The organism is Myceligenerans halotolerans, assembly GCF_054782975.1.
The window spans coordinates 30,739-52,659 of sequence record NZ_BAAGRL010000020.1 but is presented as its reverse complement, the minus strand read 5'-3'; the positions used below and the strand labels follow the sequence as shown (position 1 = coordinate 52,659).

Genomic DNA, 21,921 nt, shown 5'->3' with positions numbered 1-21,921 from the left:
TGTTGAGTTCTCAAACAACCGACGCACACATCCGAACCAAACCACTCGGCTTGACCCGCTCAGGGCGACTTCCAGAAACTTATCAGATCCGATTCCGTGTCCCAAATCCTGTGAAAGTGATCTGAGCCGCAGATGCGATTCGACAAGCCCCACCTGATCGAGAGCGCACGAAGCACTCGGTAGACCTTGAGTGAGTTTCCGCCTCGGGACCGGCCAGCCCGCGTTCTCCGCGGTTCCTGTCCGTGCCTCCCTTTTGGGCGAACGACCAGAACATTACGGGAGGGAGGCCACCGAGTCAAAATCGGACGGCCGTGACGGCCACCACACCAGCGGCTTCGCGACCTCGAAGACCAAGTGAAGGCCAGTCATGCCTGGCCGCATCCCCTGGCCGAGCCCTCCGAGGCGCGCCGGAACGCGCCGTCCACCCCTCGTTCACCAAGGAACTCTCATCCAGACCGAGGCTCGGTAATTTTTCGTTCAGATTTCCCCATCTTCGCTGAGCACCCGGTTCGCGACCTCGAAAGCGTGGTTGGCGCTCGGCACCGAGCAGTAGATCGCCGTCTGCAGCAGCACCTCGCCGATCTCCTCGACGGTCAGGCCGTTCCGGCGTGCCGCGCGGACGTGCATCGCGAGCTCGTCCCAGTGGCCTCCGGCGACGAGCGCCGTCAACGTCACCGCCGACCTCGTCCTCCGGTCCAGACCGGGCCGCGTCCAGATCTCACCCCATGCATATCGCGTGATCAGATCCTGGAAGTCGCGGGTGAACGGCGTCGTACGCGCGATCGCACGATCCACGTGCTCCTCCGAGAGCACCTCACGACGTACCGCGAGGCCCTCGCCGTGCCGCCGGTCAGAGACCCCCACGAGCTCCGCGACCACGAGCTCCGCGACCACCCGTGCCACCGCCTCGGGACTTTCCGCGGGAGGCAGGTGCGCGACATCGTCCAGCACGAGCAGCCTGCCCTGCCGCACGCCGGAGACGATCTCCTCCAGGCTCTCCACCGGTGTCACCCTGTCGTGCCGTCCCGCGACGGCCACGACGGGTGCCTCGATCTCTCCCAGCCGCGACCGCACGTCGAACCCGGCCAGCGCACGGCACACCGCCGCATAGCCGAATCGGTCGGCGACCTGCAGCGACGCGAGCAGCCGGGTGGCCACGTCCGGCCGCCGCTCGATGAAGCCCGGCGCGAACCACCGCTCGGCGGACCCGCTGACCTGCGTCGGCGTGCCGGCCGCGGCGACGAGCTCCGCCCGCTCGTGCCACGCCTCCGGCGTCCCGATCCGCACCCCCGTACTGATCAGGGCGGCTCCGGCCACTCGCCCGGGTGCATCCAGCAGCAACTGCAGCCCCACGGCCCCGCCGACCGAGTCACCGGCGTACCAGAAGCGTGCCCCGTCGTCGCCGCGGGCCGCCTGAGTCTCCGCGACGACGTCGAGCACGCCGGCGGCGAGGTCGGCCAGCGTGAACCCGTCGTCGGCGTCCCCGCCGTCGAGCGCCGGTGAGGTCCCATGGCCCGGGAGGTCCCAGCCGACGACGTCCAGGCGCGGGGACAGCAGCGCGGCGACGTCGCGCCACAACGCCTCGGCCGACGTGCCCAGCGATGGCCCGAGCACGACGAGCGGGCGCGAGGCGTCCCGCACGGCGAACCGGACGGCGCCCGTCGCGGGCCGGGATGTGGTCATGTCGCTCCTTCGCTCGGTCATCAGTTCGCGGGGTAGTTCGCCAGCACCCGGTCCACCACCGCCTCGGCCACGCCCGTGTCCCACACCTGCGACGCCTCCGGCTCACCGGCGGTGCCGGCTCCGCCCGCACCGCCCAGTCCGGCGGACAGGTTCCCGGCCGCAGCCTCCACGTCCAGCGACAGTCCCTCCAGCAGCTCGGCCGCGAGCGCCGCGCCCCCGACGGCGTGCCGGACCAGGTCCCGGAGTGCCGGCCACTCGGCGTGCCAGGTGCCGTCGGGCCGCTCGTCGACCGCGAACCCGGCGGCCGTGTGCAGGGTCTGCAGTGCGCCGGGCGCGGCTGTCGCGGAGCGCCGCAGCAGGAGAGACAGCACGGGGTTCCGTTTGTGTGCCATGGTCGACGACGCGCCGCGTCCCGGGGCGGAGGGTTCGCGCAGTTCGCCGTCGCGAACACCGGTGAGGACGTCCGCGGCGATCTTGCCGAGTGCGGCGCACACCTCGGCGAGTGCCGCGCCTGCCCGCAGCACGGGGAACCGTGTCACGTGCCAGGGCGCAGCGGGGACGGTGAGTCCGAGGCGGGTTGCCCAGGCGTCGACGGTGTCGAGTCGCACCTGGGTGGTGCCGGCTGCCTTGTCGAGGGTTCCGGCCGCGCCGCCCCAGGCCACGGGGTGGTCGAGGCGATCCAGAGTGGTCTCGGCCTCGGCGAGGCCCTGCAGCCAGGTCGCGGCGCGTGCGCCGAACGTCGTCGGGACGGCGGGCTGGGCGAGGGTGTGGGCGAGGACCGGTGTGGAGCGGTGCTCGCGGGCGAGGCCGGCGAGTGCGGTACGAGCGCGCCCGAGGTCGCGGCGGAGCTGGACGACGGCGTCCGCCACGATGAGCATCAGGGCGGTGTCGACGACGTCCTGGCTGGTCAGGCCTGTGTGCACGGCTGATGCGGCGGCGGGCGAGGCGTCGGCCGGCAGTGCCTCGCGCAGCCGGGACACGAGGGGCATCACCGGGTTGCCGGTGGCCGCGGACTCCTCCGCGAGCGCCGCCGCGAGGGCGAGCGCCACCTCGCCGGCCGGTGCCGGATCGTCGCCCGGGCGCCCCCCGCCGAGCAGGGTCCGCGCCGCGTCCGCCACGGCGTCGTGCGCCTCCGGCGGGGCGAGCCTCAGCGCGGTCTGCGCCTCGACCCACGCGATCTCCGCGCGGAGCATGGCGCGGAGCACCGCGACGTCGTCGGACCGGTGTCCGGCGGGGCCGTGCAGGCCGGGGGTGAGCAGGCCGACGTCGGTCACGGTGACCACCTTCCGGCGCTGTCCGGAATCACCGGTTCATCCACGTGGATCGCGTCCTCCGAAGTCCAGGAACACGGTCTCGCGGTCACCCTGCAGGCAGATGTCGAAGCGCAGGGAGCCGTCGGGTTCGCGTTCGCACATCACGGTACGACGGCGGTCGGGGGCGAGCCCGTCCAGGAACGTTCCGCCGGGTTCGCCGTCGGGGAGGTAGGCGCGGGTGAAGAGCCGGTCGGGCAGGCCGCGGCCGAGGACGGTGAGGGCGAAGAAGGGCGCCGGCCGGCCCACGCCGTCGTCGTCCGGCTGCGCCGTGCCGGGTTCGAGTGTCCGGAACCAATAGTAGCCGCCGCGGTCGGTGGCGGCGCGGCCCCAACCGGTGAAGCGGCCGTCGCGGGCGAGGTGGCCGCCGTGGCGGATGACGTCGCCCGTGGGTGTGGCGCCCCAGAGTTCGATGAGGGCGTCGGGGACAGGCGCCCCGGCGCCGTCGGTCACGGTGCCGTGCAGGCGGACCGCGCCCGGGGTGCCCGGCTCGACGATCTCGTTGCCCTTGTCGAACGGCAGGGCATAGCCGAAGAACGGTCCCACCGTCTGGCCGGGTGTCGGCGCCAGGCGGGCCGGGGCGTCGTCGCCGGCGGTGGCGCCCGCGAGGCCTCGTGTCACGCGCGGCTCGGTCTTCCGCGGCTCACTCATGGTCCTCCTCCTCGGGGCGGTCGTGCTCGAACACCGTGCGCCCGCCGCCGGTCAGGACGATGTCCCAGCGGTAGCCGGTCGCCCACTCGTGGCTGGTCACGTCGTGGTCGTAGACGGCGATCAGCCGGTCGCGGGCGTCGGCGTCCGGGATGGTCTGGTAGATGGGGTCGAGCGGGAACAGCGGGTCTCCGGGGAAGTACATCTGCGTCACCACGCGCTGCGTGAAGTCCCGGCCGAACAGGGAGAAGTGGATGTGTGCGGGCCGCCACGCGTTGAAATGGTTCTTCCACGGGTACGGGCCGGGCTTGATGGTCTGGAACCGGTACCAGCCGTCGTCGTCGGTCAGGGTGCGGCCGACGCCGGTGAAGTTCGGGTCGAGCGGTGCCGGGTGCTGATCGCGCTTGTGCAGGTATCGCCCGCCGGCGTTCGCCTGCCAGATCTCCACGAGCTGACGGCGCACCGGGCGGCCGTCGCCGTCCACGACCCGTCCGGTCACCACGATCCGTTCGCCGATCGGCTCGCCGTGGTGCTGGACGGTCAGGTCGGCCTCCAGCGGCGACACGTCGCGTTCGCCGAACACGGGAGCGAACAGTTCGATCGTCTCGGGGTCCGCGAGGTGCGGCGACTTGGTCGGATGGCGCAGCAGGGTGCTGCGGTAGGGCGGGTAGTCGAGGCGCGGGCCCGGTTCCCGGGGCGCGCCCGCCGCGACGCCGGCACGGTACGTCTCCTCGATCCGCCGGATCTCGGCGGTGATCGCGGACTGCGGTTCGGCGGCGGTGTCGAGCCGCGTGTCGGGCGGCGCGTCCGAGGCTCCTGCCCCGTCGGTGATCCCGGCCGGCTCGTCGGTGATCCCGGCCGGCCCGCCGACGACCCCGGCCGGCTCGCTGACGTCGGCCGCCGCCGTGCCGGGCCCGGACGGCGTGCCGGTGTCAGGCCCGGAGTCCGCCGTCGCGCCGGGGCCGGCCGTGCCGTCCGGCGATGTCTGTCGCGTCGTGCTCACGTTGCGCCCTCCTGTCAGATCGGTCCCCAGCCGGTGTAGCCCTCGGCCAGGAATCTCCGCCCGGCCTCGGACTCCGCCAGCGTGCGCAGTTCCGCGACCCGCCGCCGGGCCTCGAAACCCGACTCCCCGGGATGGGAGTGCAGCATCCGGCTCATCCAGGCCGAGAAGTTCTGCGCCCGCCAGACGCGGCGGCCCGCGCGGCGTCCGTACTCGTCGAGCACGTCGTCGTCGCCGGTGCGCCGCCATGCCGACAGGACGTCGTGCAGCACGACGACATCCGCGAGCGCCAGGTTCAGCCCCTTGGCGCCGGTGGGCGGGACGGTGTGGGCGGCGTCGCCGGCGAGCAGCATGCGGCCGTGCCGTACGGGTTCGACGACGGACGAGCGGAACCGCAGCACGGTGCGTTCCTCGACGGGCCCTTCCTTCAGGGTGAACCCGTCCAAGCCCGCGACGCGTGCCTGGAGCTCGGCCCAGATCCGTTCGTCGTCCCAGGCGGCGGGGTCCTCGTCCGGGTCGCACTGGAAGTACATCCGCTGGTGGGTCGGGGTGCGCTGGGAGATCAGCGCGAAGCCGCGGTCCGACGCCGTGTACACGAGCTCGGGGGCGCTGCGCGGCGCCTCGACGATGACTCCGAACCAGGCGTACGGGTACTCGTAGGAGTAGGAGCGGCGCACGGCCTCCGGGAGCACGTGGCGGCAGACCGAGTGGGAGCCGTCGGCGCCCACGAGGATGTCGGCGCGGAGTTCGCGCCGGGCGCCGTCGGTCTGGTAGACGACGCCGGGCGTGGTGGTGTCGAGGCCGACGACGTCGGTGGCGGCCGCGCCGTAGCGGATGTCGCCGCCGTCGGCGGCGCGCCGGGCGGCGAGGTCCTTGAAGACCTCCGTCTGCGGGTAGAGCCAGACGGCGGAGTCGACCAGTCCGGCGAAGTCGATGCGGTGCATCTCGCCGGCGAACCGCAGGTCGATGCCTTCGTGCCGGTCACCCTCGCGGATGACGCGGTCGAGTCCGGCGTCGACCAGTGCCTGTACCGAGGCGGCTTCGAGGATGCCCGCGCGGTGCGTGTTCGCGATCTCCTCGTGCGTACGCGACTCGAGCACCACGTGGTCGACGCCGTCCCGCGCGAGCAGCGCGGACAGCAGGAGCCCCGCGGGTCCGCCGCCGACGATCGCCACCTGGGTGCGTTCGGGCGTCATGGCGTCCCTCCCGGCGTCGTCCCGGCCGGCTGCAGCGGGATGCCGAGCAGGTCGGACAGCTCGGCGCGGGTGACGCCGTACGTCTCGACGACGACGGCGCCCTCGGGGCCGACGTCGATCACCGCGAGGTCGCTGTAGACCCGCGACACGCACGCCACGCCCGTCAGCGGCAGCGTGCACTCCGGCACGAGCTTGGGCCGGCCGTCCTTGGTCAGGAGCGTCATCATCACGACGCTGCGCCGGGCGCCGACGGCCAGGTCCATCGCGCCGCCGACGGCGGGGACCGCGCCGGGCGTGCCCGTGGACCAGTTCGCGAGGTCGCCGGTGACGGACACCTGGAAGGCGCCCAGCACGCACACGTCGATGTGGCCGCCGCGCATCATCGCGAACGAGTCCGCCTGGTGGAAGTACGCGGCACCCGGCAGCTCGGTGACCGGTGCCTTGCCCGCGTTGATCAGCTCGGGGTCCACGTCCTCGGGCGCCGGGGCCGGCCCCATGCCGAGCATGCCGTTCTCGGTGTGCAGCACGATGCGCGCGCCCTCGGGCAGGTGGTCGGCCACCAGGGTGGGCAGCCCGATCCCCAGGTTCACGTAGGAGCCCGGGGCGATGTCGGCGGCCACGCGAGCGCCCATCTCTGCTCTCGTCAGCGGAGCGCGCGCCGCCCGCTCCGTCGTCGTACCACTCACGACACGGCCTCCTTCGCTGCGGACGCCAGGACTCCCGCGATCGTCGTCGTCCCGTCGAGCCGTACCACCGTGTCCACGTAGATGCCGGGCGTCACGACGGCCTCCGGGTCCATCTCCCCGGTCGGCACCACCTCGGTGACCTGCACCACCGTGCGGCGGGCCGCCGTCGCCATCACCGGCCCGAAGTTGCGGGCGGTCCGGCGGTAGGTGAGGTTGCCGACGCCGTCGGCCCGGTGCGCCTTGATCAGCGCGATGTCCGCGCCGATCGGCGCTTCGAGCACCATCGGCACGCCGTCGATCTCCCGGGTCTCCTTGCCCTCCGCCAGCGGGGTGCCGTAGCCGGTCGGCGTGAAGAATCCGCCCAGGCCCGCGCCCGCCGCGCGGATGCGCTCGGCGAGGTTGCCCTGCGGTACCAGCTCGAGCTCGATCTCCCCCGCCCGGTACGCCGCGTCGAAGTGCCAGGAGTCCACCTGCCGGGGGAAGGAGCAGACGATACGTCGCACCCGGCGACGCGCGATCAGGCGGGCGAGGGCGTCCTCGCCGTTGCCGGCGTTGTTGGAGACGACGACGAGATCTGCCGCGCCGCTCTCCAGCAGCGCCTCCACGAGCTCGACCGGCTGGCCCGCCGGCCCGAAGCCGCCGATCATCACGGTGGCCCCGTCGGCGACGTCGCCGAGCGCGGCACGTGCCGTCTCAGCGAAGCGCGTCATCCTCCGGCCTCGGTGTTCTCGAGCACCACCGCCAGGCCCTGACCCACCCCGATGCAGATCGCCGCGACACCCCACCGGCCGCGTTCGGCCCGCAGGCGCCGAGCGAGGGTGCCGAGCACGCGCGTCCCGGACGCGCCCAGGGGATGGCCGACGGCGATCGCCCCGCCCCACGCGTTCACGATCGCCTCGTCGATCTTCCAGGCATCGACGCACGCCAGCGACTGCGCCGCGAACGCCTCGTTGAGTTCGACGGCGGCCACGTCGTCCCACGTGATGCCCGACCGCTCCAGTGCCGTGTTCGCGGCCTCCACGGGCGCGTACCCGAAGTACTGCGGCTCGCCCGCGACCGCCGCCCGGCCGGCCACGCGGGCCAGCGGCTGCAGACCCGTGAGGTCGGCCGCGGCCTCCGAGCCGAGCAGGGCGGCGCTCGCGCCGTCGGTGAGCGGCGAGGCGTTCGCGGCCGTGATGGTGCCGTCCGGGCGGAAGCTCGGGGTGAGCGCGGCGAGCTTCTCGGGCGCGCCGCCCGGGCGGATCGGCTCGTCGCGGACCAGCGGCTCCTTGCCGGCACCCGGCCCCGTATAGGTCACGACCAGGTCGTCGTAGCGGCCGGCTTCCCACGCCTCGTGCGCGAGACGGTGCGAGCGCAGCGCGAACTCGTCCTGGCGCTCGCGCGAGATCTTGAACCTCTCCCGCAGGCGCTCGGTGCCCTCCCCCATGGAGACGGTCCAGTCGGGCTCCATGCGGTCGTTGGTGAGGCGCCAGCCCAGGGTGGTGGAGACCATCTCCAGATTTCCGGCCGGGAAGCCCCGAGCCGGCTTCGGCACCACCCAGGGAGCGCGGCTCATGGATTCGACGCCGCCGGCAAGCACGACGTCGGCGTCGCCGCACTCGATGGCCCGGGCGCCCTGGATCGCCGCGTCGAGGGCCGAGCCGCACAGGCGGTTCACCGTGGCGGCGGGCACGGTGACCGGCAGGCCCGCGAGGAGGACGGCCATGCGGGCGACGTTGCGGTTGTCCTCGCCCGCGCCGTTGGCGTTGCCGAGGATCACGTCGTCGATCCGCGCGGCGTCGAGTCCCCCCGCCCGGCTGACCTGCTGTTCCAGCACGAAGGCGGCGAGATCGTCCGGCCGCGCCCCGGCGAGCGCGCCGCCGTACCGGCCGAACGGCGTCCGGACCGCGTCGTACACGAATGCCTGCCTCATTGCACCATCCCTGTTCGCTCTACGAACTCATGTTCTTCACGCGCACATCTGACACTAACACCCGGCTCGGGACTACGGAACCCGCTGGAGATCGGCCTCGATCTCCGCTGCCGTCTTGCGCAGCGGCGGGAGGATCTCGGCGACGAGCGTCTCGACATCGCCGCGCCGGACCGGTGCGGACACGTTGACCGCGGCGACGACGTCGCCGTTCGTGCCCCGCAGCGGGACGGCCAGCGAGCGCAGTCCCTCCTCCAGCTCCTGGTCCACGAGCGCGTAGCCCTGCTCGCGGACCCGTGCCAGCTCGGCGCGCAGGGCGTCCGGGGTGGTGAGTGTCCGCGGTGTCAGGGGGCGCAGCTCGGCGCGGGCGAGGAAGTCGTCGCGGGCGTCGTCGTCGAGCCCTGCCAGGACGGCCCGGCCCATGGACGTGGCGTAGGCGGGGAAGCGGGTCCCCACCTGGATCGCCGCGCTCATGATCCGATGGGTCGCCACCCGGGCGACGTAGACCACGTCCGCGTCGTCCAGCACGGCGACCGACGTCGACTCGCCGACCTGCTCGCTCAGGGCCTCCAGGTGCGGCTGCGCGACCTCCGGGAGCGTCAGCCCCGACAGGTAGGCGTAGCCGAGCTCCAGCGCGCGGGGGCGCAGCGTGAAGCAGCGCCCGTCCGTGGCGACGTAGCCGAGCTCGACGAGGGTGTGCAGGAAGCGGCGCGCGGACGCGCGGCTCAGGCCCGTCTCCCGGGCGACCTCGCTCAGGGTCATGGCCGGGTGCGCCGCGCCGAAGGCACGGATCACGGCCAGGCCCCGTTCGAGGGACTGCACGAACTCCCCCGGCCGGCTTCCGCCGTCCTCGGCTGCTGTTCCGTTCACGGTCTCTCGCCCTCTCGCTGCTCGGTACGACGGGTCGGCACGTCAGTGGGTCAGGCGGGCCTCGGCCACCGACCGGACGCCCCGCTTCGCCGCCTGGATCAGCTCGTAGACGTGGGTGCGCAGCCGTGCGAATTCCGGCTCCGACCGGGTCTCGAGCTGACTGCGCTCCGCGCCCAGGGTGACCCGGACGTCCTCAAGCAGCACCGTAGGCCGTCCGGACAGCACGAGCACACGTTCGGCCAAGTAGATCGCCTCGTCGATGTCGTGCGTGACGAAGACGACGGTGACCCCGAGCCGCTTCCACAGGGAACGGACGAGATCCTCCAGGTCGAACCGGGTCTGCGCGTCGACGGCGGCGAACGGCTCGTCCATGAGCAGCACCTGCGGCTCGTAGGCGGCCGCCCGGGCGATCGCCACACGCTGCTGCATGCCGCCCGACAGCTGCCACGGGTACTTGTCCGGCACGTCGCCCAGGCCGACCGCGTCGAGGGTCTCGGCCACCAGTTCCCGCCGTCGTCCCCGGTTCAGGCGCTTCTCCTTGAGCGGCAGCTCCACGTTCTGCGCCACGGTCAGCCAGGGGAAGAGCGAGCGGCCGTACTCCTGCAGCACCACGGCCATCCCGGCGGGAGGCGCGGTCACGAGGTCCTCCGCGAGCCGCACCTCGCCGGCGGTGGCGGGCAGCAGGCCCGCCAGGCAGCGCAGCAGGGTGGTCTTGCCCGCGCCGGACGGGCCGACGACGCACACGAGTTCCCCCGGCGCGATCTCGAAGGACAGGTCGGCGATGGCCTCCACCGGCCCGCCGGCTCCCGAGTAGACCTTGTTCAGGTGTTCGACGGCCAGCATGGTCCGGTCTGACATCTCAGGCACCTCCGCGCTGGGACTGCAGGTACCCGTGGTACCAGGCGAGAATCCGGTCGGTGACGAGCCGGAAGATCTGGGCGAGCAGCAGGCCGAGCAGTCCGAGCAGGATCACGCCGGACCACATCTCGGGCACGGCGAAGCTGCGCTGGAACTGGACGATCGAGAAGCCGAGGCCGTCCTTGGCCGCGAACATCTCGCTGATCACCATGAGGATGATCCCGAGCGACAGCCCCTGGCGGGCGCCCGTCACGATCTGCGGGGCCGCGCCGGGCAGGATCAGCTTGGTGAGCAGGGCGAACCGGCCGAGACGGTAGGCCCGGGCGGTGTCCCGCAGCACCGGGTCGAGTCCGCGGACTCCCTCGACCGTGTTCAGCAGGATCGGCCACAGCGTGCCGAACGCGATGACGGCCACCTTCATCGTGGTGTCGATGCCGAAGAAGAGCACCAGCACCGGGACCATGATCGGCGGCGGGATCGCCCGGAAGAACTCGAGCACCGGCTCGGTGAACGCGCGCAGCCCGCGGGACAGGCCGATAGCCACACCCGCGAGGATCCCGGCGACCCCCGCCACCGCGAGCCCGGCGAGCAGCCGGCCGACGCTCGGCAGGACGTCGCGGGTCAGGCGGGAGTCGGCGAGCCCCTCCCCGCCGGTGCCGAACCACGTGGACCCGAACGTGCCGAGGATGTCGGCGAGCGGAGGGTTGAAGAAGGACGTGCTGTTCGCGCTGGCGAACCACCAGACGGCGAGGATCACGGCCGGCAGGAACAGGGTCCAGCCGACGTTCCGGAGCACGCGGACGGCAAGCCGTGGGCGGCCCGCGGCCTGCGGACGGCTCACTTCCTGTGAGTGGCCCGCGCCGTCGGCGCCCTGTGGACGACGACTGCCCGCGGCCTCCGCGGGCGCGTCGGACGGGATCATGCCGGGACCTCCCCTCGCACGGACGGATGCCAGAACAGGGCGCGAGCCTCGACCAGCCGCGCCAGCAGGTTGAGCGCCAGTCCCAGCAGGCCGGCCACGACGACGAGTGCGTACATGGACGGGTAGGCACCCGACTCCCGAGCGACGCCGAGGAGCTTCCCGATTCCCGGCGTGCCGAGCAGCATCTCCCCGGTCACGGTCAGGATCAGCGCCACCGACGCGCCGAGGCGCAGCCCGGTCATCGCGTACGGGAGCGCGGTGGGCCAGATGAGGGTCCGCACGCGGGCCCAGATCGAGAAGCGGTAGGAGCGCGCGGTGTCGGCCGCCACCGGGTCCACGTCCTGCACACCCGCGAGAACCTGGATGAGCACCTGCCAGAAGCTCGCGTAGACCACGAGCACGAGAGTGGACTCCATCCTGCCCGGGCCCACGATCAGCACGACCGCCGGGATCAGGGCCACCGACGGGACCGGTCGCAGGAACTCGATCGTGGATGCGGTGAGCTTGCGCAGCACCGGGACCATCCCGATGACGACACCCAGCAGGACCCCCGCGGCGAGCGAGATCGCCAGGCCGGTGATCCAGGTGGTGAGCGTCTGACCCAGAGCGACCCAGAACTCCGGCGTCGCGAGCCGCTCCCCGAGCGCCAGGCCGATCCGTGAGGCCGGCGGGAGAAAGCGCGCGTCCACGACGCCGGTGCGGGGCGCCAGCTCGAGCACGGCCAGGAACGTCACGATCCCGGCCGCGCCGAGCGCCCAGGCCGGCGCCCGGACGCCGGTGCGTGCGGTGGTGCGAGCGGTGGTGCGAGAGCTCACGGCAGCAGCTGGGAGGTGTCGATCTCACCGTCGACCAGGCCGTACTCGAGGGCGAGGTCCGCGAGGGTCTGGAACGAGTCCGCGGTCACCTCGGTGTCGAACCGTGGCATCACCATGGCCTCCTTCACTGCGGGGTCGATCTCCGTGTAGCTGTCGAGAATCTCGCGCGTCTCGTCCGGGTTCTCCTCGGCGTAGGCGAGCGACTCGGTGAGCGCCGTCCGGAACGCCTCCACCGTCTCGGGCTCCTCGGCGACGAGCTGGTCGCTCGTGAAGTACGCGGCGATCATCAGTTCGGGGTCGGTCTCGGCGTAGTTCGACGAGATCAGCTCCGCGCCCTGGTCCTGAGCGATCGTCAGGAACGGCTCCAGGATCCATGCGGCGTCGACGTCACCGTTCGCGACCGCGGCGGGCATGTCGGGGAAGCCCATCTCGACGAAGTCGACCCCACCCGGGTCGCCGCCCGCCTCCTCGACGACGTGCCGCACCGTGGAGTCGCCGATGTTGTTCAAGGTGTTGACCGCGACCGTGGCGCCGTCGAGGTCGGCGACGTCCTCGATCCCCGAGTCGGCGCCTGCGACCACGCCGCCGAAGTCGTTCCCGACCTCGCCCGTGGTGAAGTTTCCCGGCCCGACGACCTTGACCGGCACGCCCTTGCTCGCTCCGATGAGCAGCGACGTGACGTTGCTGAAGCCGAACTCGTACTCCCCCGAGACGACCGACGGCACGATCGCCGCACCGCCCTGGGCGAGCTCGAGGTTGACGTCGAGCCCCTGCGCCTCGAAGAAGCCCTTCTCCTTGCCCAGGTAGATCGGTGCAACGTCGACGATCGGAATCACGCCGACCGTCACCTCGGTGAGCTCTCCTTCGGCGGACTCGGCCGGTTCCTCCGCACCGCTGCAGGCGGCGAGGGTCAGTACGACGGCCGCGCCGGCGGCCACGGACGAGACGATGCGATTCACGGTAGTTCTCCCTTGAACATGCTCGGCACACCCCTGGCCGTCGGAGATTCGCATAACGAACGAGTGTGCTCACAGAGAACGTAGCGAAGGGCCGACTCCGGCGTCAACCATCGGCGACGACGACGGCGGCCCTCGGCCCGACGGCGGCGAGGCCACGACGGTGAGGTGCGGCCCCGACGGTGAGGTGGGGCGCAGCGTCGGCGGGAGCGGCGTCCGCCCCGAGCCATCGGCGACGGACCGTCAGGAACCAGCCGGCCGCCCATCGCCAACCCTGGGTTCGAGCCGGGAACTCCGAGCCCGCAAAGGCTGGGCCGGACGCTCCAGATGACACCACGACATGCCCGGGACGGACACGATTTCTGGCCGCTAATCCCGAACGTCAGAGCGGACACGCATCTGTGCCGCCAATATCCCGCGCCAGAGGTTCGGGGTGGTAGTCCCTTGCGGTTCGTCACGAACTGCGACCTCGCGCCGGGCTGCTTCCGGCGAACCGCACCATCATGTCGGCAGCGCGGGTCCAACCGCAGCCGCGCGACGGTTGCCTGCGCTCGAACCGCACCGTGAGTTCGTTGGTGCCGGCCGAACCGCAGTTCGCAAACGGTTTCCGTCGCCGATCCGCAGTGACACGCCGACAATTCCCGGTGTCGTCGGCGTGTCCCTGCGGCTCGACGGCGATCGGCGCACGCAGGCTGCGGTTCGCGACGAGCCGCAACGGACTACCACCCCGAACCTCAGGCGCAGGACAGCAGCCCGCCGCTCACTCCGAGGTCGGGTACAGCGCCGAGAACGACAAAGGCCCCGGCCAGCGTTTCCGCTGGCCGGGGCCTCGTTACAGATGGTGCGCCCGGAGGGATTCGAACCCCCAACCTTCTGATCCGTAGTCAGATGCTCTATCCGTTGAGCTACGGGCGCCTACCGGTACTTCTACCGTGCCGACCACTCACGCGGCCGAACGACGAGAACACTACCGCCTCACGACCGGGTTCCAAAACCGAAATCCGACTTCGTGACCGACGACACCACACCCACCCTGCTGCCGCTACGAACACCACCCACACGAGAGTCCGCTGACCACACAAGGCCACCCACGCGGGGTCTGAGGCAGAGCCCCAGGCGGGGCGTGGGGGCTGCGCCCCCACAAGAAACGGCGAAGGCGAAACGGCCTACGAAGTAGGCACACCTCGCCCATCGCTGCGGGGCGTGGGGGCTGCGCCCCCACAGAAACGGCGAAGGCGAAACGGCCTACGAAGTAGGCACACCTCACCCATCGCCGAAGCGGAGACGGCGGGATTTGAACCCGCGAACGGCTTGCACCGTTACCACCTTAGCAGGGTGGCGCACTAGGCCTGACTATGCGACGTCTCCTCGCGCGGCCACCACGTAGGGCGGCGAGCGCGCAGCCCAGAGTACCTGGCGCACCCGCCGTCCGGCAAAGTGGGTCACGGATGGGGGTCGCCGCCGCCAGGATCGCGTGTTATTGAAGTTTTCATCAATACTCCAGTACCTTCGGCCCATGGACTACGACGTCTTGGTCATCGGATCGGGCTTCGGCGGCAGCGTCGCCGCGCTGAGGCTCACCGAGAAGGGCTACACGGTCGGCGTGCTCGAGGCGGGCCGACGCTTCGCGGACCATGAGTTCGCCAGGAACAACTGGCACCTGAGGGACTACCTCTGGGCACCGAAGCTCGGCTGCTTCGGGATCCAGCGCGTCACGCTCCTGCGCAACGTGCTGTGCCTGACGGGCAACGGCGTCGGCGGGGGGTCGCTGGTGTACGCGAACGTGTCCTACCGGCCCCGCAACGACGCGTTCTTCCAGGATCCGGCCTGGGCCGACATCACCGACTGGAAGTCCGAGCTGGACCCCTACTACGACCAGGCCTCCCGCATGCTCGGCGTGACCACCTATCATGGTGACTCGCCCGCGGACCGCCTGATCCGCGACGTCGCCGCCGACATGGGCGTCGCCGACACCTTCCGGCCCACCGACGTCGCCGTGTACTTCGGCCCTGGCGGAGCCTCCGATCCCAGCCCGGACCGGACGTTCGCCGATCCGTTCTTCGGCGGCGCCGGCCCCGAGCGCACGGGCTGCCGGGAGTGCGGGGAGTGCATGACCGGCTGCCGCCACGGCGCCAAGAACTCGCTCGTCAAGAACTATCTCTACCTCGCCGAGCAGGCCGGGGCCGAGGTCCGTCCGCTCACCACCGCACGCGTCGTCAGACCACTGGCGGGCGGCGGCTACGAGGTCCTCACGCACCGCACCAGCCGCAGGGGCAAGGACCGCAAACGGTTCACCGCCCGCGAGGTGGTCTTCGCGGCGGGGACGCTGGGTACGCAGGACCTGCTGCACCGGATGAAGGCCGACGGCGCGCTCCCGCACATCTCGGACCGGCTGGGACGCCTGACGCGGACCAACTCCGAGTCCCTGCTCGGCGCCGTGACCAAGAAGGTGTCCGACGTCGACTACTCACAGGGCGTCGCGATCACGTCCTCGATCTTCCCCGACGAGCACACGCACGTGGAACCCACCCGGTACGGCAAGGGATCCAATCTGATGGGTGCCCTCGTCACGCCACTGGTCCCCGGCGACCGTCCGCTGCGCGCGCTCCGCTGGGGCGGCGTGCTGCTCCGGCACCTCAGGTGGCTGCAAGTCCTGGTGGACTACCGGCGCTGGTCCGAGCGCGCCGTCATCGCCCTCGTGATGCAGAGCCACGACAACTCCCTGGACGCCTACCTGCGTCGCGGGGTGCTCGGGCGGAAGCTCACGACGCGGAGGCCGGAGGAGAAGCCCAACCCGGTGTGGATCCCGGAAGGACACGAGACCGCCCGGCGGATGGCCGACCGGATGGGCGGTGTCGCCGGGAGCATCGTGACCGAACCGTTCGGCGCTCCGATGACGGCACACATCATGGGCGGTTGCACGATCGGTGCGTCCCCCGAGCGTGGCGTCGTCGACCCGTACCTGCGGATGTACGGTCACCCCGGTCTCCACGTGATGGACGGCACCACCATCACCGCGAACATCGGCGTGAACCCGACGCTCACGATCACGGCCCAGGCGGAACGTGCATGCGCGCTGTGGCCCAACAAGGGCGACGACGACGGCCGCCCCGCACTCGGCGCCCCCTACCGGCGCATCTCCCCGGTACGCCCGGCCCGTCCCGCCGTCCCCGACTCGGCGCCGGCCGGCCTCCGGCTGCCGATCGTGGACATCACCTGAAGGATCGCGAGGACTGGCGCCTGGCCGCAGGCAACGCCCAAGAGGGCGTCCGGGGAGAAAGCCCCGGACGGCGCCCCCGAACCCGCAAGCCCACCCCGGCAAGGGTCTGGGGCAATGCCCCAGGCGGGGCGTGGGGGCTGCGCCCCCACAAGAAATGGCGAAGGCGGCCTGGATCCCCCGCAGGGCGACACAGATCGCCCATCACCGGAGCGGAGGGCGAGGGATTCGAACTTCCGCCCGCACCCGGCCAGCATCGCCGCCCAGGACGCGCCCGCCTCCCAACGGCCCGGGGCACCGGCGGGCGTCCATGCCTCCACACAGAACCGCCCCGCTCCCCTCGCGGTGGGCGGGGCGGTTTCGTTCTTCCTGCTCGGGTCGTGCGTTAGGCGTGCTCGCTCTCGGGCTCGGGCTCGGGAGCATCAGCATCGGACGTATCGGCCATGTGGACGCTGAGTTCCGGCGTCACGATCGGGACCTCCACGTCGAGGTCGATGGAATTCTTCAGCATGCGAGCAAAGTTCGCGGCCGAGTCGTAGAGCAGGTGCTGCAGCTCGTCAGCAAGCCGGTCGAGCTCGTCGCGCCGCCGACCTTCGTCCGCAAGCGAAAGCGCATCCTCAACGTTGCGATAGTTCAGAATGATCTCCGAGGTGACAGCCACAGCACCATCAGTGCTGTGCGCAAAGAGTTCACCGAGTATTGCCCAGTCGGGGTGCCGTTCCTTTAATGGCTCCCTGGACGAATCGGATTCCGCATCGAGGGGCGTCAGGTGGATGCCTGCGATCGTCCAGTGCAGTTGGGTCTTTTCATGTTCAATCGGCTGCGCCATGCATCGTGCGATGCCAAGTCCACGCATTACGTAAGGAAAGGGCGCTGAGCTCATCGACGAATCATCCATTTCCCGCGTGCGGCCACACTGCGTACCGCGGTGTCATAGGTCGCGAATGCTCGTTGTGTCGGACCGGCCCCCAGCGCAGCTCGCCGGGCATGCTGAACACGCGCGTGGTCGTAGAGGTCGACTTGATGCCGGATCTCAGCCTGCAAGACCAGGGCGTAGTGGCGTAGCAGGGAGAGTTGAGGGTCTCGTTCGCCCTGCTCCATTCGAGCGATGACTGCCTCCGTGGTTCCGATCTCACGAGCCATATCGCTCCGGCTGTAACCGCGCTGCTTGCGCAACGCGATCAGTTCGTCGAGCAGGTTTTCGTCATGGGCGACTAGACGTTCGGCGAGTGCGTCCATCGGGTCGTCAGGATCAATGCCAAGAATCTCGTCAAGATTCATGATCTTTCCCCTCTGGCGATGACGTCGTTTTCAAGCGGCCAACCGTTCAAACGTGCAGCTATCAAGCCGCCCCTGCGCATCGAGAGCGTGACTGTCTTGCTCTTGCTTCCCGAGTGGGTAGTCATGTTTGGCGGCCATCTTCAACAGCTTCAGCACTTGCTGCCGGGGTGCAGGTTCGTTGAAGTAGATCCGAACTCGGAGCTGCTCCTGTGGATTGTCGCCCCACTGTCGGTCGAAGCGAATCTCAAGCACGTAGTCCGTCTTGTTCATCTTCTCGACGTCATACTCTCGACCGTGACCATACGTCAACGAGCCCTGCATGGCCCGCTGCAGCTTCCGTTTGATCTGGCTGGAGAGTAGTGCTCGTGTGGTGCGCGGGAACCTGTTGAGGGTCCCGGCATAGTCCAACTTCCACCAGAGCGACCCGTTATTCTCCTTGTCGCGTGGAACATACCAGGACCCGCCGGGACCGGGTTGCCCTGTCTCGTCCAGGCAGCTGCGCCGTGGCATTGCCAAACGGTGAGGTGAGGCAGCAGTCGATGACACGCACGCTCCTTCGCTGGTCGGGGCTCCATTGAACCCGACAGAAGGCGTGAACGGAACCACTTTGGGCCAAAGTTCACCCGCCATCTCACCCGCCCCGGCCGTAGGCACCCGCCCGCGATGACCGCAGCCTGAAGCTGGCGCGACCCCGGGCCGTTCTCCACCCGGCACCGCGCCGTCCGCCTGGGGGCGGACCCGAGCCCCGCCCGACTTCGGCCAGACGGGGCTCGTCGCCGTTTTACCGCCGTGATCGCGATGCAGACTGCACTCCCAGCAACACCACCAGTACGACGACGTATCCCACGAGCACCCAGATCACGGCCCGGCCTCGTCTTCGGGCGCGAGCTCGTCGGCCGAGCACAGCACCTCCCCGAACCCAATGCGGGCGTCGACCTGCACGCGGATGGGCCAACGGCCGGGGATATCCACCGCGACGACCGTCCCGACCGAACCGAGCAGAATCTCCGGTCCCTCCACACGCTTCACCCGGTCGCCCACCTTCCACACGCGGGGCAGCGGCGCCGAGCTGGCAGCGCCCGGCACTGGGACGTCGTCGTCCCGGACGGACGCGATCGGGACGACGACGATCCCACTGCCCCCGTCGACGGGGACGCCGAGGTCCACGGTCACCGACTCCTCCCCGCGCCTCACCAGGAAACCCGACCGCCCTGCGTGCCGGCCGACCACGATTCGCAGCCGCGGCGGGGGTGTCCAGTCCTGGGGCTCGGGCGCCGCCATCACTGGTCGGCCGCCTGTCGGAGGTCCTCGACCCACTCGCCGCCGCCGTGGCGGAAGCACACCGCCTCGCCGAGTTCGGCAACCCAGGTGCACCGCGGAGCGACGCACAACGACACACTCACGTGACGCAGGGGAGGAGGGACGACATCGGACGTTGAGCTTCCGGCCTCCAGCAGTGTGCCGCTCGGGTCGGGAGCGACGTGTTGGGGCCTGGTTGGTTGCGTCATGCATTTGACGCTATGGACCGCTACACGCAGGAACAATGGCACTTTTGATCGCGCCGAACGGGAAGTGCCACGGAACCCGGATCAGACGGGCATGCCCATCGTGTCGGCAAGAGACCGCATCTCGGGGGTGAGCGTCCGGCGCCGGGCCACAATGCGCCCAAGGATGTCCCGGGCGTACCGCTGGTTGGGCAGCCACTCCGGCGCCGCTGCGCGGATGCCGGCCAAGGTCTCGACCGCGTTCCCGTACTGCCGCGTCCGGGTGTATGCCTCGGCCACGTCCAGCAGGTGACGGTTGCGGTTGTTCGACGTCGGCCGGAACCCTCCGGTCGGGATGCGCTCGGCGATGTGTAGCACCACGTCCGGGCGGTCCAGGATCATCGCGTTCTCGGTCCGCTTCAACGTCACCGTCACCGGGCCGAACGCCCGCAGGAAGTCACCGTCGGGAGCAAACTCCCGCCCGAGGGACACTGCGGCGGCATGTGCCAGCCGCAGCGCGTCCTCGGCTTCGTCCTCGCGGTTGTCCCGAATCGCAGCTGCTGACAGCCGCAGCAGCAGCCACCCCCACGCGGCCAGTTCGTCAGGCGTGGCCCGGGACAGGCGCGGCTCGACGTCGTCGGCCCACCGCGTGGCCAGCTCGCGCGCCTGCCCGAGCTGCCCCTGACGCAGCAGCAGCCAGCACATCGTCGAGACCGTGGCCGCACCCTGGATCCGGTCCGCCGAACCCTCCAGTGCGGCATCAAGAGACCACTGTGCAGCCTCGAACTGCCGCGTCTGCGTCAACAGCCACCCCGTGAGCTGCAACAACCGCACCCGGACTTGTCGTCCAGCCGGATCGAGCCGAGCCACCGTGTCCGCCTCCCGTAGCAACACCGGCAGGGCCACCTGCAGCTCGGCGAACCGGTCGCTCGAGAACAGCGGAACGGCCGCCTCAGCCGCCGCCGCGACCCCGGCCACCGTCGGTGGCTCCGGTAACTCCTCGACGTCTCGAACGGGCGCGGTCAGCGCCTCGCGGACCCCGGCCCACCGGTCGAGGGTCGAGGCGCTCGCCCCGTCCTCGCTGGTGGACGTCACCAGCCGCGTCGTGGGCACCCGCAGCGTCGCGGCCAGCCGACGCACCGTCTCCAGACGCGCGCCCCGCAGTTCGCCCTGCTCCAGCTTCCGGATTAGCGACAGCGACATCCCGGACTCGCTCGCCAACTCCCGCTGCGTCAGCCCTCGACGCTTGCGCACCTCCCGCAGCCGTTCGCCCAGAGTGGCAGACATGCCCCCGAGACTAGCCGGACTGCGTCACCACAGATCATTCCGAATCCCGGACGGGTGTGCCCAATCTGTGCCCACGGAGCCCGGTCCGGACACGACGAAGGCCCGAGAACCGCTGCAATTCCAACGATCCTCGGGCCTCGACAACGGCGGAGGGCGAGGGATTCGAACCCCCGGTGCGTTGCCGCACAACGGTTTTCAAGTCCGTGGATTGCCCCGTAGCGCCGTATAGCGTCGAGAAGTGTAAAGAAGCAGAACGGCGGAATACCAACGATCCGGGGCCGTCCGCGGGCCGATTCGTAAAGTCTCGTGTAGCGCCGTGCGGTCGGTGGCTGCGCCATTTCTGCGCCATCTGCGCGACGCCCTCAGGCGCTCGCGGACCGGCGGGCGCGCCGGGCGGCGAGCTCGTCGACGAGCGCCGGTGTGGGTGTGCCGGGGCCGGGGCCGAGGGCGTTCAGGACGTCCTTGGAGGCGAGCTCGGCGAGCCATGAGTACCGCTCGGTCGTGACCGCGCTCACGTGCCCGAGGAGCTTCCCGACCTCGGCGATCGACCGCCCGCCCTGGAGTAGCCACGAGGCGTAGGTGTGCCTCAGGTCGTGGATGCGCACGTGCCCGAGGCCTGCGTCGGCCACCGCCTTGTCGAACCGGGGGGAGAACGAGGCATGCGTGATGAGATTGCCCTTGTGCTTGCCGACGTCGGCTGTGAGCAGTAGGCCGCTGCGGCAGTGGCCCTCGAGGTGCTCCACTCCGCAGGTGTCGGGGCCGTCCGTGTCCAGCGCGGACAGGTCCACCCATGGTGCGATCGGCACGGACCGCATTCTCTTCCCCTTGGGTACCGGGGCGATGTGGTTGGCGCTGATCACGTGGGCTTCGACGATCTCGATCATGCCGCGCCGCAGGTCGATGCGGTGGCGGTGCAGGCCGGCCGCCTCGCCCCAGCGCATCCCGGTGCCGGCCAGGAGCAGCACCATGGCCCGGTCGGCGCCCTGGAGCTGATCGACGAGCTTGTCGAACTCGTCGCGGTCCAGGAAGCGTTCCTTGCCGGGTGCGGGCTGGGGGAGCTTGAGGTCGGCAGCGACGTTCGCCACGAGGATCTCGGCGTCGACGGCGGCGCGCAGCGACGAGGACAACAGGTAGACGATGTTGCGCACGGTGGAGGCGGCGTGGTGGATGGTGACCTCGCCGTCCTCGTCGGTCGTGCTGCGCAGCTCGGCGGCCCACTTCTTCACGTCCTGCCGGGTGATGTCGATCAGCGGGACGTCGCCCCACCGGGTCATCAGGTGCAGGTCCCGGGTTCCGACGTCGGTCTTCATGGTGCTCGCGGCCACCTTGCGGCTCGGCCACCACTCCTCGCACCACTCGCGCCACGTGCGCCCGGCGGCGGCGGGGTCGCGCCAGCCGAGCGAGCGGGAATCGGCCTCGGCCGCGGCTGCCACGCGCCGCGCCTCGGCCTTGTGGACGAACGGCCCACCGGGAACGGTCCTGGTCTTCTTGTCCGGGCCGCGGTACCGGCCCTCGTACTTGCCGGACGGCAGAGTTCGCACCCATGCCATATCGGCGCCACCTCCCCATTGCGGAATGTAGATGCGTGCGGAAATGAACTATCTTGGACGGTCGATATAGGCGTTAATGTCCGTTACCTGGCCAAGAATGCGAGAGGGTGAGGTTTTCGAAACGTCTTTACGAAGGAGGCAGAAGGTCGCAAGATCTCCATATGGCAGAAACAGGGGACACCGACAACTTTGATGCGTCTTCACCCACGACAGCGCTGCCCGAGTGGGACGACGCGACGACCACGATTG

The 21,921-nt window shown here is 70.5% G+C and carries 20 protein-coding genes and 2 tRNA genes; 1 reads left to right on the top strand and 21 read right to left on the bottom strand.

Translation table 11 applies throughout. From position 1 onward, the window contains the following. Positions 1-477 precede the first annotated feature (477 nt). From pcaDC to ACYVK5_RS13300, 15 genes are all read right to left on the bottom strand, one after another. Positions 478-1,683, bottom strand: coding sequence for a bifunctional 3-oxoadipate enol-lactonase/4-carboxymuconolactone decarboxylase PcaDC (pcaDC, locus tag ACYVK5_RS13370; RefSeq protein WP_460705705.1), 1,206 nt, complete (start codon positions 1,681-1,683; stop codon positions 478-480). 20 nt (positions 1,684-1,703) lie between these two features. Then, complete coding sequence (locus tag ACYVK5_RS13365) at positions 1,704-2,957, bottom strand: lyase family protein (RefSeq protein ID WP_460705703.1); 1,254 nt, start codon at positions 2,955-2,957, stop codon at positions 1,704-1,706. Between the two features lie 36 nt (positions 2,958-2,993). Beyond that, complete coding sequence (gene pcaG, locus ACYVK5_RS13360; protein WP_460705701.1) at positions 2,994-3,644, bottom strand: protocatechuate 3,4-dioxygenase subunit alpha; 651 nt, start codon at positions 3,642-3,644, stop codon at positions 2,994-2,996. After that, positions 3,637-4,473, bottom strand: a complete 837-nt coding sequence (pcaH, locus tag ACYVK5_RS13355; protein WP_460705709.1) for a protocatechuate 3,4-dioxygenase subunit beta — start codon at positions 4,471-4,473, stop codon at positions 3,637-3,639. The genes pcaG and pcaH overlap by 8 nt, the downstream gene beginning before the upstream one ends. A gap of 185 nt (positions 4,474-4,658) precedes the next feature. Further along, on the bottom strand, positions 4,659-5,837 hold the full coding sequence (locus tag ACYVK5_RS13350; RefSeq protein ID WP_460705699.1) for a 4-hydroxybenzoate 3-monooxygenase: 1,179 nt from the start codon (positions 5,835-5,837) through the stop codon (positions 4,659-4,661). Next, positions 5,834-6,469 (bottom strand): 3-oxoacid CoA-transferase subunit B, encoded by a 636-nt coding sequence (locus ACYVK5_RS13345; RefSeq protein WP_460705707.1) that lies wholly within the window; start codon positions 6,467-6,469, stop codon positions 5,834-5,836. Before ACYVK5_RS13345 ends, ACYVK5_RS13350 begins: the two co-directional genes overlap by 4 nt. Before the next feature lie 50 nt (positions 6,470-6,519). Next, positions 6,520-7,233: a 3-oxoacid CoA-transferase subunit A gene (locus ACYVK5_RS13340; RefSeq protein ID WP_460705697.1), complete on the bottom strand. Its 714-nt coding sequence runs from the start codon at positions 7,231-7,233 to the stop codon at positions 6,520-6,522. Further along, positions 7,230-8,435 (bottom strand): thiolase family protein, encoded by a 1,206-nt coding sequence (locus ACYVK5_RS13335; RefSeq protein WP_460705695.1) that lies wholly within the window; start codon positions 8,433-8,435, stop codon positions 7,230-7,232. The genes ACYVK5_RS13340 and ACYVK5_RS13335 overlap by 4 nt, the downstream gene beginning before the upstream one ends. Before the next feature lie 72 nt (positions 8,436-8,507). Then, positions 8,508-9,302: an IclR family transcriptional regulator gene (locus ACYVK5_RS13330; protein WP_460705693.1), complete on the bottom strand. Its 795-nt coding sequence runs from the start codon at positions 9,300-9,302 to the stop codon at positions 8,508-8,510. Positions 9,303-9,344: 42 nt separating this feature from the next. After that, a complete protein-coding gene (locus ACYVK5_RS13325) occupies positions 9,345-10,160 on the bottom strand; it encodes an ABC transporter ATP-binding protein (RefSeq protein WP_460705691.1) in 816 nt (271 codons plus the stop codon). 1 nt (position 10,161) lies between these two features. Continuing rightward, positions 10,162-11,082 carry an ABC transporter permease gene (locus ACYVK5_RS13320; protein WP_460705689.1) on the bottom strand — a complete coding sequence of 307 codons (921 nt, stop codon included), beginning with the start codon at positions 11,080-11,082 and terminating at the stop codon, positions 10,162-10,164. After that, complete coding sequence (locus ACYVK5_RS13315) at positions 11,079-11,897, bottom strand: ABC transporter permease (protein WP_460705687.1); 819 nt, start codon at positions 11,895-11,897, stop codon at positions 11,079-11,081. Before ACYVK5_RS13315 ends, ACYVK5_RS13320 begins: the two co-directional genes overlap by 4 nt. Next, positions 11,894-12,856: an ABC transporter substrate-binding protein gene (locus ACYVK5_RS13310; protein ID WP_460705685.1), complete on the bottom strand. Its 963-nt coding sequence runs from the start codon at positions 12,854-12,856 to the stop codon at positions 11,894-11,896. The genes ACYVK5_RS13315 and ACYVK5_RS13310 overlap by 4 nt, the downstream gene beginning before the upstream one ends. An 836-nt stretch (positions 12,857-13,692) precedes the next feature. Further along, a tRNA-Arg gene (locus tag ACYVK5_RS13305) sits at positions 13,693-13,768 on the bottom strand. Positions 13,769-14,132: 364 nt separating this feature from the next. Continuing rightward, positions 14,133-14,221, bottom strand: a tRNA-Ser gene (locus tag ACYVK5_RS13300). A 148-nt stretch (positions 14,222-14,369) separates the two neighbouring features. Between ACYVK5_RS13300 and ACYVK5_RS13295 the strand changes: the two genes are divergently transcribed. Then, entirely contained in the window at positions 14,370-16,073 is a 1,704-nt protein-coding gene (locus ACYVK5_RS13295; protein ID WP_460705683.1) for a GMC oxidoreductase, read from the top strand. A 382-nt stretch (positions 16,074-16,455) separates the two neighbouring features. Here ACYVK5_RS13295 and ACYVK5_RS13290 read toward each other — a convergent pair whose 3' ends face one another. The 6 genes from ACYVK5_RS13290 to ACYVK5_RS13265 all read right to left on the bottom strand — a co-directional run bounded on the left by ACYVK5_RS13290 (position 16,456) and on the right by ACYVK5_RS13265 (position 21,672). After that, entirely contained in the window at positions 16,456-16,899 is a 444-nt protein-coding gene (locus ACYVK5_RS13290; protein ID WP_460705681.1) for a hypothetical protein, read from the bottom strand. Positions 16,900-16,949: 50 nt separating this feature from the next. After that, on the bottom strand, positions 16,950-17,351 hold the full coding sequence (locus tag ACYVK5_RS13285) for a helix-turn-helix domain-containing protein (RefSeq protein ID WP_460705679.1): 402 nt from the start codon (positions 17,349-17,351) through the stop codon (positions 16,950-16,952). Positions 17,352-17,381: 30 nt separating this feature from the next. Continuing rightward, positions 17,382-17,897, bottom strand: coding sequence for a hypothetical protein (locus ACYVK5_RS13280; RefSeq protein WP_460705677.1), 516 nt, complete (start codon positions 17,895-17,897; stop codon positions 17,382-17,384). A gap of 312 nt (positions 17,898-18,209) precedes the next feature. Beyond that, complete coding sequence (locus ACYVK5_RS13275) at positions 18,210-18,545, bottom strand: hypothetical protein (protein WP_460705675.1); 336 nt, start codon at positions 18,543-18,545, stop codon at positions 18,210-18,212. A 395-nt stretch (positions 18,546-18,940) separates the two neighbouring features. Then, a complete protein-coding gene (locus ACYVK5_RS13270; protein WP_460705673.1) occupies positions 18,941-20,122 on the bottom strand; it encodes a helix-turn-helix domain-containing protein in 1,182 nt (393 codons plus the stop codon). A gap of 362 nt (positions 20,123-20,484) precedes the next feature. Continuing rightward, complete coding sequence (locus tag ACYVK5_RS13265; RefSeq protein WP_460705671.1) at positions 20,485-21,672, bottom strand: tyrosine-type recombinase/integrase; 1,188 nt, start codon at positions 21,670-21,672, stop codon at positions 20,485-20,487. Positions 21,673-21,921: the final 249 nt, after the last annotated feature.

Bases quoted from the DNA above. Each gene is read 5' to 3' on its own strand.
- ACYVK5_RS13320 (WP_460705689.1), bottom strand. From the start codon at position 11,082: ATGATCCCGTCCGACGCGCCCGCGGAGGCCGCGGGCAGTCGTCGTCCA.
- ACYVK5_RS13335 (WP_460705695.1), bottom strand. From the start codon at position 8,435: ATGAGGCAGGCATTCGTGTACGACGCGGTCCGGACGCCGTTCGGCCGG.
- ACYVK5_RS13270 (WP_460705673.1), bottom strand. From the start codon at position 20,122: ATGTCTGCCACTCTGGGCGAACGGCTGCGGGAGGTGCGCAAGCGTCGA.
- pcaG (WP_460705701.1), bottom strand. From the start codon at position 3,644: ATGAGTGAGCCGCGGAAGACCGAGCCGCGCGTGACACGAGGCCTCGCG.
- ACYVK5_RS13295 (WP_460705683.1), top strand. From the start codon at position 14,370: ATGGACTACGACGTCTTGGTCATCGGATCGGGCTTCGGCGGCAGCGTC.
- ACYVK5_RS13285 (WP_460705679.1), bottom strand. From the start codon at position 17,351: ATGAATCTTGACGAGATTCTTGGCATTGATCCTGACGACCCGATGGAC.
- ACYVK5_RS13345 (WP_460705707.1), bottom strand. From the start codon at position 6,469: ATGGGCGCTCGCGTGGCCGCCGACATCGCCCCGGGCTCCTACGTGAAC.
- pcaDC (WP_460705705.1), bottom strand. From the start codon at position 1,683: ATGACCACATCCCGGCCCGCGACGGGCGCCGTCCGGTTCGCCGTGCGG.
- ACYVK5_RS13290 (WP_460705681.1), bottom strand. From the start codon at position 16,899: ATGGCGCAGCCGATTGAACATGAAAAGACCCAACTGCACTGGACGATC.
- ACYVK5_RS13265 (WP_460705671.1), bottom strand. From the start codon at position 21,672: ATGGCATGGGTGCGAACTCTGCCGTCCGGCAAGTACGAGGGCCGGTAC.
- ACYVK5_RS13340 (WP_460705697.1), bottom strand. From the start codon at position 7,233: ATGACGCGCTTCGCTGAGACGGCACGTGCCGCGCTCGGCGACGTCGCC.
- ACYVK5_RS13350 (WP_460705699.1), bottom strand. From the start codon at position 5,837: ATGACGCCCGAACGCACCCAGGTGGCGATCGTCGGCGGCGGACCCGCG.
- ACYVK5_RS13325 (WP_460705691.1), bottom strand. From the start codon at position 10,160: ATGTCAGACCGGACCATGCTGGCCGTCGAACACCTGAACAAGGTCTAC.